We start from the raw sequence: 12,841 nt of genomic DNA on the forward strand, positions 1-12,841 counted from the left end.
CTCAGTTGGCCTTCAAGCGCAGTTTTACGTTTGAAGAGCTGGAGTAGCCGCGCACATCCATATGCCAGCGGCCGCCGGCGGGATTGCTGAAGGTGCAGGTTTCTGCATTGCCCCATTTATAGGGCCGGCAATCGTAGCTGCTGGTGGACGATTGCGCGCCAAAGCGCACATACAAATCGGCATCGCCACTGCCACCTGAAATGCTTACTTCCAGGTTGCTGTAACCGGCTGGCAGGTCGTAGTAGTAGCGCGCCCAGCTGCCCTGATTCACATTTACCGTGGCGATTTCTGTGTCTATGGGCGATGGGCCAGTGGAGGTGCTGTAACTGCCTTGCAGGGTGAGGCCGCTGAAGGTGGAATAGGCTTTCACCCGCACGTGGTAGGTGCCCGCGCCCTGGTTCATATTGCAGGTTTCGTTGTTGCCGTTCAGGTATGGGCGGCAGTCGTACACGCTATCTGTTGGGGCCGAGCCGTAGCGCACGTAGAGATCTGCATCACCGGAACCGCCGCTGATCTGGAACTTGATGTCAGAGGCGCCGGCGGGTACTTCCATGGTGTAGGTGATATCGCTGCCCTGGCTTGCACCAAGCCCCGTTACCGGCACGCCATTTTCAAGCTCGTCGCCACCCGGTGGCGGTGGCGGCGGTGTGCCATCCAGCAGCGAGTAGAGCATCAGGTTGGGCGAGCCTTTGGTATCGCTAATGGCATTTTGCGTTGCCGCACCCTCAAGGGCTGCTTCAACCTGGGCAGGTGTGGCGCCTGGATTTTCCGCAAGGTAGAGCGCTGCCACACCGGCTACATGGGGGCTTGCCATAGAGGTGCCGCTCATGGTGGTGCTGCCGCCGGATTGTGAGGTAGAGGTAATGCTTGAGCCAGGGGCAAAAATGTCTACACAGCTGCCGTAGTTAGAAAAGTAAGAGCGCGCATCGCCCTGCGCAGTAGAGCCCACGGTAATCGCACTGGCTTCGCGGGCGGGCGAATAGTTACAGGCGTTGGAATTATCGTTACCGGCGGCCACCACCGTTACCACACCGGCATTTACCAAGTTGGCTACGGCGTTATCTACCGCAGTGGAGGCGCCACCGCCCAGGCTCATGTTCGCCACGGCGGGCTTAACGTGATTTTGCGCCACCCAATCGATGCCGCTGATTACGCCGGAATTGGTGCCGCTGCCGTTACAACCCAGCACGCGCACACCCACCACGGTTGCGCCCTTAGCCACACCCCAGGTGCTGCTGGCAACGGTGCCGGCCACGTGGGTGCCGTGGCCCTGGCAATCTGAGCTGTTGCCGTCGTTATCTACAAAATCCCAACCGTTTTGCACGCGGCCGCCGAAATCCGGGTGGCTGTTTACACCGGTATCAATTACATAGGCGCGCACGCCGGCACCGGTTGAGGTGTAGTTGTATTTGGTATCAAGCGAGCTTGAACGCTGATCAATGCGATCTAACCCCCAGGTGGCATTGTTTTGGGTGGCATCTATCGAAACTATTTGATCTTGTTCAACGATGGCCACTTGCGGGTGATTCGCCAGGCGTTGGGCGGCGCGCTCGTTCATGCGCAACACACCGCCTTGCAGTGCGGCACTGAAGTGCTGGCTGGCCGTGGCGCCATGGGCGCGGGCCAATTCGCCCACCTTGGCTTCTACCATGGCGCGCACTTCTGCCGGCGCCATAGATTGGCTTTGAATGGCCAGCGTATTTTGCTTAAGCACCACAATGTATTGGCCTTCAATGGCTTTATCTGCTGTGGCGGCAATAAATTGGCCGGCGTGCGCGCCACTGGCGGCCAGCAAGCCCACAGCCATCGCCAACGGTTTTATAACAGGCGTTAAGACATTTTTAGATTTATTCACGTTCGTTCCCCGTAATTATTCTAAGCCGTTTGCACGGCCCGATTTTTTTGAAGAATTTTCTTCCGATGTACAACAGCGGTTCTGAACTGCACACATCTCAGAGGTATCGAAGGAAAATTTTGAACCACCCAAGGAAGTGGGCGGCCACAGAAGGCTAGAAGAACTGGCCCATTCGCGCGCGCAACAAACAAGCTAATTTATGAGAAAAACCACTTAAAATTGCTGGGCGTATTTTAAGTATATGAAATTTCTATTGTTTAGATATGGCAGCAGCGATGCGGATTTTTATTAAAAAAACCCTCAGCAAACTGCGCCTGTATTTCGAAAAGATGAAAGCATGTACGGGAGTACAAAATAAAAATAAAAAGCTGCCTTGGCGGTCAGAATAGTGAAGGTAAAAAGCGCGTCAAAAAGGTATTTAACATGCCACGTGCAGCCAATCACTCGGCCAGTGTTTTTTGGTGAGCGGCAACGCCTATTACCCACTGCACCAGTGCGTAACTGATTTCAATTACGGCGCCAAGTGCTGCGCCCTGGGTGAAACTTGCCCCAGCCACTGCCAATGGGTAGGCAGAGCCCGCCAGCGCCAACCCTAAAACCCAGTAACTCTTGATGCCATAAAGGGTTGCAAACACCAGATAGCGGCCACCAATAATCAACATCAACGCAGGAAAAAACCACAGCGGCTCAAGCATAAAAATGCCGTAAGCCAGTGGCAGGGAAAATATCAACCAGGCCGTAGAGGCCAAGGCCAACCCCTGCAAGGGGTTAGCTTTTTCAGCGCTACCTGTAGCGCCCATTAGCTTGGCAATTAACACCGCCAGCGGATGAATCAACGCACCACAGATGAAAAATAACCAAACTACCTGCTGCGGGTTTGCCACCAATGAGGCACCTGCAGCCAATGCCCACACCAGCCCCGAAACCAGCACCCCCGGGCGCCCCTCATCATAGGCTTTGCGCATATCGGCTTGTGCCAGTTGTATGTCCATTACCTGCTCCGTTTATTCACTTGCGGTGCATAAATACCCATCACTTTTATTGGGATTTTTGCGCTGCGTACTTTTGCAAGGCGCGCTAGCACGCCCTAAGTCAGCCAAGGATTGCGCAATAATCCACAGGTGGGAAGGGAAAATCGGCTAGCGCACGCCAGCTATCGGCCACTTTCGGTCAGCGCCACCCAATTACGCCAAATGGCCCAACGGTTTGGCAAGGCTCTCTGGCGGATGGGTGAACCAGGCGGGGCCGGTTTCTGTCATGTAGAGGCAATCTTCCAGGCGCACGCCAAATTCGCCGGGTATATAAATGCCCGGCTCATTGGAAAAGCACATACCCGGTGCAAGTGCGGTGGTTTCACCGCGCACGAAGTTCACAGGCTCGTGGCCTTCCATGCCAATGCCGTGGCCAGTGCGATGGCTTAAACCGGGCAGCTGGTATTGGGGCCCGAAGCCCTGCTTTTGGTAGTAGTCGCGCACTGCGTCGTCTACCTTGCCTGCGGCCACGCCGGGCTTGGCTGCGTTAAACGCCACATTCTGCCCTTCACGCACCAGCTGCCAGATTTTTTGTTGTTCGGCATTTGGCTCGCCAAAAACAAAGGTGCGCGAAATATCCGACTGGTAGCCCTCTACCGCACAACCGCAATCCATGAGCACTATCTGCCCTTCTTTGATTTCTTGCGGTTGGTCTGAGCCGTGTGGGTAGGCGCTGGCCTCGCCAAAGAGCGCCATTGTCCAAACACCTTCGCCACCTAGCGCGGCCTGCGCATTGCGCATCAGGTTGTTTACGTCTTGGGGCGTCATGCCTTTTTGCAATTGCCCGTACACGGCGCCATAGGCCAGCAGGGTAATTTCGTTGGCCTTTTTCATGAGCGCAAGTTCGGCGGCGCTTTTGTACATGCGGCACCCGCGGGTAATCGGATCTGCCGATACCAGCTGCAGTTTGGGTGCGGCCTGGCGCAGGCCATCGGCCACAAACCAACGCACGCTGGCCTCAAGGCCAAGCTTGCCGGCTTTTATGCCTCTGTCGCCCAATAGTTCTGCCACACGCAGAAAGGGGTTTTCGTGCTCGTGCCAGGTGCGTACATCGTCGCCAAAGCTCATAGATTCGCGCACGCTGGGCTCTTCAAAGAAAGGGGTAATAATGCCTATGTCGCCAGTGCGGGGAATTACCACACAGGTAAGGCGTTCGCTGCGCCACCACTTGATACCCGTGAAATACAGCATGGCAGGGCCGGGTTCGAGCACTATGGCATCGATTTTATGCCAGTTCATCAAGGCCTGGGCCCGCGCCACCCGCGCTTCGCGCTCGGCCACAGAAATGGGTTTTATATCATCGGTAATGGGCGCCAAGGCCGGGGCGGCCTCTTTAGCAAGGCCCGGGGCGGCCAGCGTGGCCGCAGCTATAAGCGCCGAGCCCTTGATAAGTTGACGTTTGGTAAACATGCCACGCTCCTTGCACGCCGGGCAGCAAACGGCCCGATGGGAAAATAGGAAAACCTAATACTAGCAACCCAGGCACCAAGGAGCACCCGCCCGGTTCACATTTACCAACCGGGCGGGTGTAAAGGTTTATGCCGGTGGCGGGACTTCTTTGCGGAAGGATAGAGGGACGGGGCTTAAGTCAGCATCTGGGTGTACGAAGGTAACTGGGCCATCCGATGGAAAAGGGCCAGGCATAGCTCTTGTCGTTAGCAATGCGTCTATTACACCTGACGCCTCTACGGCGGATACTTCATTTGGCTGATTGGGTTTTGGCCTGAATGAAAAGGCGCTGGCCCGCTTTAAAGCCGACTTCGCAAGGTAAACATACTCCGGCGAAGGAGATAACCTAGGGGCTGATTTTTTCAGCGATGCAGAGAGCATAGCTATGCCCGCTGCCAGTTTTGGGGTTGGTGTAATGGAAATACTTTTGACAATTTCGTCAACAACCTCCTTAAACGGCTCCAGAGGGACGCGCTGATCTGCCCGAATGTAATTTCCTGCATTATTGACATTGCGCCATAGATGGCCTGCGATTCTTAGGTAACGGTTATCATCTATCGGGACAATATATTCAACATCATTAACTGAGTCCCTTAAATTGATAGACTCTTTGTAAAGCACAGGGCAACCGGACAAAATTGTCCAATGGCACCCCAACATATCCAGCTCCTTAGGAACGTGATAATCGTTCAAATCTCGATTACTTTCCGGAGCTAGCGAATAAGTTCTATTTTTTGATAAAAAAGAAAATTCCTTTTGCAAACAATCAACTAATACTTTTGGGCAAAACAATGACTCATTTACGCCCAACCAAGGCGTTTCAATAAGCCGAATCGAAAAGCCCACACTCCCAACAGAGTGCGATATCAAAGGCACGCCCTTCATACTCCATGACGAACCAAACAAATCTACGAAGCGATTTACCAACTCACCGAAAGTATTGAGAAGATCATCAAAAGCTTCAGATGTAGACTGAATTTCGGAATAATCAAAATCCGATGGTATATTTTCACCCTCTGGCTTCGGCGCCAAAAAACTAAGTGTGCACGTGGGTAATCTTATAGAATATTTTCGCGCACTATTAAATGAAGGCTTTGCCGGATTTTTTTCGCTTGAGAATGGCCACATTCTATTAATCTCTTCCTAGAAGTTTACCCAAGGATCTGTTCAACAGCTCTGCAGACGCCTGATCAGATCGGGTTTGATACTTGTTGGTTAAGGCTGGAATGCTACTTGCAGCAAATTCCAATATCTTACCAGCAACTAAGGCGCTAGCAGCGGTTACTCCAAATCCAGACCAGGCAACTAAGGATCCAACAAAAATACCGTGATTTTTAGTCGCCACGGAAAAAGCGTCATTGCCAAGCTGATATAACTTTCCTGGCCTTTGTTCTTTGGGCGTATCTTTCATCAAAACCGTCAGACTATTACTTAGTCCAGAGAAGCCCAATTGGCCACCACCTACCGCATATCCAATACCAAACCCTGCATTCACCCACTGTGGCTCAGATATATCCATATTTAATTTTCTTCGATAGTTATCAGCAACCGCATGGCTTGTGGAGTTATCACTCAAAAAGATTGATTGCCGTTTCTGCAGGTCAACATTCTTGTTCGCAAGCAACTTCATGGCCTCAGTTAGCGTATAAGATCCTCCTCTGTGAGAGGTCCACTCTACCTTTAGCTGTTTGTTATGCGCCTCCTGCATATAGGCGGCCAATATAGCAGCTTCGTTTTCCTGATTATCGTTTTTTAGCACACTTATACTGTGCATAATCGATTCCCATCCGGCCTTTACTACACTTTTGCTTGGTGAGTAAAACAAGTGGTAGCCAGTGGCCTCTAACGCCCTTTCTTTGCTAGCACTGCCTCGACAAAGATGAGACGGCATAAAATTTGAAGCAGCCTTCATATCTTTAAAATACCCATTTACCCCCACTTTGATTGCCGAATTATCAGGTACTGTAGAGAGATCAGGAAGCCACTGCTCGGCATCCCATTTTTCCTGTGATCGTGACTTTTCTTTGCGTACCGACACCTTCCATAAACCGGCACGCTTTGCGTTTTTGACTTCCTGCTTCAAAAGCCGTATCTCAACAATCTCAATCGCCCCCTGCCCAAACACGCCGGGCACCACTTCGTACTCAATTTCAAACCCCGAGTGCACCAGGCAGCGGCGGCTTGGGCGGTGGGGTTGGTATTGGGCGTTGGGCAGGTCGCCGCCGGCGCGCAGGCGCTCTACGGCTTTGGTCATGCTGAGGGCGTGGTAGCCTTCTGAGGAGGGCTTGGCGGCCATGGCGTACATGGCATCAAGAATTTTACGTTGTTGCTGCCCCACCATCACGCTGGTGCCGGCGCCGCCGTTGAAATTGGGGGCTAAGGCCTGTGCTGGTGGAACCAATAGCGGGGGCAACGCGGGGGAGTTGGGCGTTCATGGGCTTTCCTTGTCTTAAGCTGATCCTGACAAGGAGTGTATTTTCGGAGGATTGGGGTCTCAACCAAAAAGGCGGGTACAGGCGTGCCGTAAATTCCCGCTAGCGCGCCTTGAACTGCGCAGGCGTAATGCCCCGCCAGCGCTTGAAGGCTTTGGCAAAGCTGCGCTCGTCTGAAAAGCCCAAGCGCTCGGCGATATCCATCACGTGGGTGCCGGCATCTAGCATTTGTTGGGCGAGTTTGGCGCGCACGTCGTCTTGCAGCAATTTAAAGCTGCCCCCTTCAAGGCCCAGCTTTCTATTTAAATGGCGCCCGCTCATGTGCAGCAGGTTGGCGATATCGTCTTTACCTAATGCGGGGTGCTCGCGAATTAAATCTGCCACGGCGCGTGAAAAATTGCTGCTGCTCAGGCGCGCCAGGGCTTCATCTGCCAGCACGCGCATGCGCTCGAACACCTGCGCATTGGCTTGCACCAAGGGCAGGTGTAGCTGGCTTTCCGAAAAGGTGAATACATCGGCAATTTGATTGTAGGCAATGGTGCAACCGGTAAGGGCTTGCGCCTGGGCCGGGTTGGCAGGCGCGCTGTGGGCAAAGGCTATGCGCGCGGGCTGGAAGGCACCGCCGGTAAGCCAGCGGGTGAGCGCAATAGTGGCGCCCATTACTGCCGCCACCCGTTGTTCGCGGCAGGTTTCATATTGCGGTGCGTAGATCAACCGGCACTCGCCGCCGGCCTTGGCCAGGCTGAACTCGCCCCCCTCCCCCACTATGGGGTGGTAGTCAATGAGGGCGTCTAGCGCTTCGCCCAGGCAATCGCAGCTCATCAGTAAAAAGCCCACTACATCCAGGTTGCCAGGCTGCACATTCAGGCCTGCGCGCAGGCCAAACAACTCATCTTTACTGGCAGCCACGCAGGCTTGCCACAGCTCATCTACCGAGGCCAGTGGCACGCGGTCTGTGGCGCTATGGCTGGCCAACCACTGCTGCACACTGGCGGGCAGCTCTTCGGCCTGCCCTTGCAAGGTGTTTAGAATGGCGCGGGTAAAATGGATGGTGACCGTTGCAGACATGGCCTTACAGGGTGCTCTTGTTATAGGCAGGCTCGGTGGCGTGTCCCGCTGGGTGAAATTTGGTCCCGTCTGGCGCCTGCCGGGCAGGGCGAGATTCGGTAAGGTTAAGAACTCACTATAACGAATAATAGAGCCGAATCGGAGTTTACTGTTTATGAATCATCAATACGCAGTGATTGGCGCAGGCCCCATGGGCCTTTGTACGGCGCGCCAGCTCAAGCGCTTTGGCATACCCTTTGTTGGCCTGGAGCTACACAGCGATGTGGGCGGCCTGTGGGATATTCAAAACCCCCACTCCACCATGTACCACACAGCCCACCTCATCAGCTCCAAGCAGATGACGGAATTTACCGATTTCCCCATGCCCGAAGGCACGGCCACCTTCCCCAAGCACGACGCCCTGTGCCAGTACTTTCAGGCCTATGCGCGCGCGTTTGATTTGTATAACCACTATGAATTCAATACCCGCGTGCTGGCGTGCACCCCTAACGAACAGGGTTGGGAAGTCACTACAGAACAAGGTGGCCTGCGCCAAACGCGCCAATTCAAAGGCGTACTTATAGCCACCGGCACCCTGCACAAACCCCTGCAACCGGCGCTGCCGGGGCAGTTTGAGGGCGAATTGATACACGGCGCCCAGTACAAATCACCGGCGCAATTTGCCGGCAAGCGGGTGCTGATTCAGGGCTGCGGCAATAGCGCCTGCGACATGGCAGTAGATGCCGTACACCACGCCGATTCGGTAGATATGAGCGTAAGGCGCGGCTATTACTTTCTGCCCAAGTTCATTATGGGCAAACCCACCGATACCTTAGGCGGTGCCATTAAATTACCGCGCAGGCTAAAGCAGTGGCTGGATGCCAAGCTAATTCGCCTGATTATGGGCAAGCCCAGCCAATACGGCCTGCCAGACCCGGATTACCGCATGTACGAATCTCACCCGGTGGTGAATTCGCTCATCTTGCACCACTTGGGCCACGGCGACATTACCGCCCGCGGCGACATCACCGCAGTTGCCGGCAAAACCGTCACCTTTGCCGATGGGCGCCAGGCGGAATACGACATGATTCTGCAAGCCACCGGCTACCAGCTGCACTACCCTTTCATAAACCCCGCAGACCTTAACTGGCAGGGCGATGCACCGGCGCTTTACCTGAATGTATTTCATCCCGAGCGCCGCAATTTATTCATGATGGGCATGGTTGAAGCCACAGGCCTTGGCTGGCAGGGGCGCGACGAACAGGCAGAATTGGTGGCGCTTTATATTGCGCAATCTGAAAGCGGCAGCGCCAGTGCACAACAACTGCACGAAACCGTGCGCAAAAATGCAGGCCAGCGGGCCGATGGCGGCTACCAATATTTACAGCTCGCACGCATGGCCTACTACGTAGATAAAGCCACCTACCGCGCCGCCATTGCCCGGCATACCCGGGCACTAAAAGCGGATTGGCCAGCTATTAAACCGCTTCCGGCAAGCAAACTTAACACCGCGGGTAACGCCTGATGGAACCTACGCTGCACTTTGGCAGCGACCAGGTGCTATTACTGAATTGCATTCTGGCGATTATGATTTTTGGCGTTTCTGTTACCCTTAAGCCCGCCGATTTCAGCCGCGTGGTGCGTGCGCCCAAAGCGCCGCTGGCCGGGCTTTTTGCGCAGTTTGTTTTGCTGCCTGCGCTCACCTGTGCCTTCACCTGGGTGCTGGATATTGAGCCCACCCTGGCCCTTGGCATGATGCTGGTGGCGGCCTGCCCCGGTGGCACCTTTTCAAACATCATGACCTTTCTGGCGCGCGGCAATACCGCGGTATCTGTGAGCATGACGGCGGTTTCAAGCGTGGGCTCGGCGGTACTTACGCCCTTTAACTTTGCCTTGTATGCAAACCTAAACCCCAACACCCAGCCGCTGCTGCAAAGCATCGCCATGAACCCTGTGCACCTGGCGGGTTTGTTTTTTGGGGTGCTGATCATCCCACTGGTTCTCGGCATGATGTGTGGCCAACGTTGGCCCGCCTGGGCGCGCCGCACTGAGCCCGGATTTCGCGTTTTTTCAGTGGTGACTCTGGTGGGTTTTGTGGTGGTGGCCGTGGGCCAAAACCTCAATACGCTGATGAGTTACCTGGGCGTTTTGGTGGCGGTGGTGATTGGCCACAACACGCTTGCGTTGTTGATGGGTTACCTCAGCGCGCGCTTTGCCCAGCTCAATGAAGCCGATACCCGCGCCATCACCCTGGAGGTGGGCATCCAGAATTCAGGCTTGGCGCTGGCCATTTTATTTACCTTTTTTCCAAACCAAACCAGCATGATGGCGGTGGCGGCTTTTTGGGGCATTTGGCACCTGATCAGTGGCGGGCTTTTGAGCTGGCTTTGGAATCGCAAACCGGTGGGCGAGGTTTCCCGTGTCGAATAAACGCATTTTAATTACCGGCGCGGCCGGCTATTTAGGCTCACAACTTGGCCAGCGGCTGCACGCGCAGCACACCGTAATTGGCACAGATATCCGCTCGCGCACCGATGTGGCCTTCCCTATTTTTCAGGTAGATATCCGAAGCCCCGAGTTACACAACATCATTGCCAATCATCGCATCACCCAGGTGGTGCACCTGGCCAGCATTGTTGAGCCCTCGGAAGATACCGTGCGCGATTACGATATAGACGTCAATGGCACGCGCAACCTGCTGGCCGCGTGCGTGGCCCACGGGGTTCAACACATTACCGTCACAAGCTCGGGCGCGGCTTACGGTTATCACCCAGACAACCCGGCATGGCTAAAGGAAACCGATGCGCTGCGCGGCAACTCCGAATTTTCCTATGCCTTTCACAAACGCGAAGTTGAAAACCTTCTAGCCGATTACCGCGTGCGCGCACCAAGCCTGAAACAACTGATTTTCAGGCCAGGTACCGTGCTTGGCACCCACACCCAAAACATGATTACCAAACTGTTTACCGGCCGCCGGCTGCTGGCCATTCAAGGTTCAGATTCGCCGTTTGTGTTTATTTGGGATCAGGACGTAGTGGCTGCAATTGAACAGGGCATCAACCAAAATCAGGCGGGAATTTTTAATATGGCAGGCGACGGCGCGCTCACTATGTCAGACATCGCCAGCCGCCTGGGCAAGCCTTTAATTGCACTGCCAGCCTGGCTTGTTAAAGCCGCGCTCTCTGTTGGCAACGGCATGGGGCTCACCCGCTATGGCCCATCGCAAATCAATTTTTTACGCTACCGCCCGGTGCTGGATAACACCGCACTCAAGCAAGATTTTGGCTACACACCGCAAAAAACCTCAGCCGAGGTGTTTGAGTATTTTATGAGCCACGGCCAGGCGCTGCGCGCGGCAAGGCAACCCCATGAACGCTAGTGCAAAGCGCGTGGCCCTTGTTACGGGCGCAGCCAGCGGCCTGGGCTGGGCGCTGTGCCAACAGTTGGCGCCTCACTGCAGGCTGTTAATGACAGACATCAATGCACAATTGCTCACCGAGCGCGCCGCCACTCTCGGGGCGCGGGCACAGGCCGCAGACATCACCACCACCGAAGGTCAGGCGGTGCTACTTGGCTGCCTGCAATCGGATTTCGGGCAGCTTGATTATTTAATTAATTGCGCGGGCATTACCCACCGCTCGCTTGCGGCAAATACCCGGCCCTGCGTGTTTCGCAAAGTGATGGCCGTAGACTACCAGGCACCGGTAGAACTCAGCCTGCAATGCTTGCCCCTGCTTAAACAAAGCCGCGGGAAAATTGTAAACATCAGCTCCATGGCGGGCTGGATGCCGGTGCTGGCACGCGCAGGCTACTGCGCGGCCAAAAGTGCGATGAACCAGTTTTTTGAAACCTTGCGCTGTGAAATCAAGCGCGATGGCATTCGGGTATTGATGGTATACCCAAGCTTTTTGGATACACCCATTGAAACCAACGCCTTGGGTGGCGACGGCAACAAAGCCCGCCACCGGCGCTCGATGATTGGCAAAATGCGCTCGCCCGAATGGATGGCCGTGCGTATTTGGGCGGCCATGCAAACAGAACAAGAGCGGCTTTTTCCAGATGGTTTTACCCGCATGGCGAGCCTGCTATACGCCCTGGCGCCTGCGTTTTTCCTCAAGCGTATGAGCCAAAAATTTGCCTCAGAACTCAACCCGCCGGGAACCCTATGACTGCCGTATTGCTGGGCCTGTTTATCCTTTTAAGCTACACCATTGAAGCCATGACGGGCTTCGGCTCTATTGTGATTGCGCTCTCACTGGGTGCGATGTTTCTGCCCATAGACACATTGCTACCCATTCTGGTGCCGTTGAATCTTGGCCTTTCCGGCTTTTTGGTGATCACCCAGCGCCGGCACATTCAATGGCCCATGCTGTTAAAAGTTATTGCGCCTTTGATGGTTGCCGGCACAGTGCTGGGCACCTGGCTCAGGCCCGCCATTGGCAATCAGGAACTGGCCACACTATTGGCTCTGGTAGTGGCGAGCTTTGGCGCACGCGAATTGTGGAAGGCGCACAAACAGCGCCCTGAAAAACCCCACGGGCGCACACTGAACCAGTTGCTAATTGGTGGCGCGGGCATTACCCACGGGCTTTTTGCCTCCGGCGGGCCACTGCTGGTGTTTGCGCTGGCCGGCGGCCAACTAAACAAGGCGCAATTGCGCGCAACGCTGTTATGCGTGTGGTTTAGCTTGAACTTGCTGCTAACCCTCATTTTTGCCTGGCAAGGCAAGTTGCAGGCAGCGCTACCGGATATTTTGCTGTACACGCCCATGGTTTTGGGCGGGTTATTTATTGGGGATTACCTGCACCACCGGGTAGCAGAGCAACAGTTTCGCCAATGGGTGTACGGTGTTCTCACGGTCATTGGCATTATGCTGCTGATACGTGCGTCGCTTTGATGCAAAAAACACGGTTTTGCACCAAAGAGCACCGTTGAAACCCCTTAGCTCCCACAGCCTGGCGGCCCATCTGTTAGCCTGGCGCCGGTTCATCGGTTGGCAATAAAAACAGGCTAGCTGGTACACCCTT

General features: G+C 54.8%; 11 protein-coding genes. 5 read left to right on the forward strand and 6 right to left on the reverse strand.

Annotation, left to right across the window (positions count from 1 at the left end):
* Position 1: 1 nt before the first annotated feature.
* The 6 genes from L1F30_RS11915 to L1F30_RS11940 form a co-directional block, all read right to left on the reverse strand.
* Entirely contained in the window at positions 2–1,855 is a 1,854-nt protein-coding gene (locus tag L1F30_RS11915) for a S8 family serine peptidase (protein ID WP_253356340.1), read from the reverse strand.
* Positions 1,856–2,295: 440 nt separating this feature from the next.
* Positions 2,296–2,847: a hypothetical protein gene (locus L1F30_RS11920; RefSeq protein ID WP_253356342.1), complete on the reverse strand. Its 552-nt coding sequence runs from the start codon at positions 2,845–2,847 to the stop codon at positions 2,296–2,298.
* Between the two features lie 192 nt (positions 2,848–3,039).
* The gene (locus tag L1F30_RS11925) at positions 3,040–4,296 is read right to left on the reverse strand and encodes a Xaa-Pro peptidase family protein (protein WP_253356343.1); all 1,257 of its coding nucleotides are present in this window, start codon (positions 4,294–4,296) and stop codon (positions 3,040–3,042) included.
* Between the two features lie 126 nt (positions 4,297–4,422).
* Positions 4,423–5,463: a hypothetical protein gene (locus L1F30_RS11930; RefSeq protein WP_253356344.1), complete on the reverse strand. Its 1,041-nt coding sequence runs from the start codon at positions 5,461–5,463 to the stop codon at positions 4,423–4,425.
* Positions 5,464–5,467: 4 nt separating this feature from the next.
* Positions 5,468–6,736 carry a hypothetical protein gene (locus L1F30_RS11935; RefSeq protein ID WP_253356346.1) on the reverse strand — a complete coding sequence of 423 codons (1,269 nt, stop codon included), beginning with the start codon at positions 6,734–6,736 and terminating at the stop codon, positions 5,468–5,470.
* A 133-nt stretch (positions 6,737–6,869) separates the two neighbouring features.
* A complete protein-coding gene (locus tag L1F30_RS11940) occupies positions 6,870–7,835 on the reverse strand; it encodes an AraC family transcriptional regulator (protein ID WP_253356348.1) in 966 nt (321 codons plus the stop codon).
* A 154-nt stretch (positions 7,836–7,989) separates the two neighbouring features.
* On the opposite strand from L1F30_RS11940, the gene L1F30_RS11945 reads away from it, so the two are divergent.
* Genes L1F30_RS11945 through L1F30_RS11965 form a run of 5 tightly spaced genes read left to right on the forward strand, consistent with a single transcriptional unit; the run spans position 7,990 to position 12,711 of the window.
* Complete coding sequence (locus L1F30_RS11945) at positions 7,990–9,339, forward strand: NAD(P)/FAD-dependent oxidoreductase (protein ID WP_253356350.1); 1,350 nt, start codon at positions 7,990–7,992, stop codon at positions 9,337–9,339.
* The gene (locus L1F30_RS11950) at positions 9,339–10,244 is read left to right on the forward strand and encodes a bile acid:sodium symporter family protein (RefSeq protein WP_253356351.1); all 906 of its coding nucleotides are present in this window, start codon (positions 9,339–9,341) and stop codon (positions 10,242–10,244) included. Before L1F30_RS11945 ends, L1F30_RS11950 begins: the two co-directional genes overlap by 1 nt.
* Positions 10,234–11,193, forward strand: a complete 960-nt coding sequence (locus L1F30_RS11955; RefSeq protein WP_253356353.1) for an SDR family oxidoreductase — start codon at positions 10,234–10,236, stop codon at positions 11,191–11,193. The genes L1F30_RS11950 and L1F30_RS11955 overlap by 11 nt, the downstream gene beginning before the upstream one ends.
* Positions 11,183–11,983 (forward strand): SDR family oxidoreductase, encoded by an 801-nt coding sequence (locus L1F30_RS11960; RefSeq protein ID WP_253356360.1) that lies wholly within the window; start codon positions 11,183–11,185, stop codon positions 11,981–11,983. The genes L1F30_RS11955 and L1F30_RS11960 overlap by 11 nt, the downstream gene beginning before the upstream one ends.
* Positions 11,980–12,711, forward strand: coding sequence for a sulfite exporter TauE/SafE family protein (locus L1F30_RS11965; protein ID WP_253356362.1), 732 nt, complete (start codon positions 11,980–11,982; stop codon positions 12,709–12,711). Before L1F30_RS11960 ends, L1F30_RS11965 begins: the two co-directional genes overlap by 4 nt.
* Positions 12,712–12,841 lie beyond the last annotated feature (130 nt).

The sequence above is a fragment of the Simiduia sp. 21SJ11W-1 genome, from assembly GCF_024138675.1.
Classification (GTDB): domain Bacteria; phylum Pseudomonadota; class Gammaproteobacteria; order Pseudomonadales; family Cellvibrionaceae; genus Simiduia.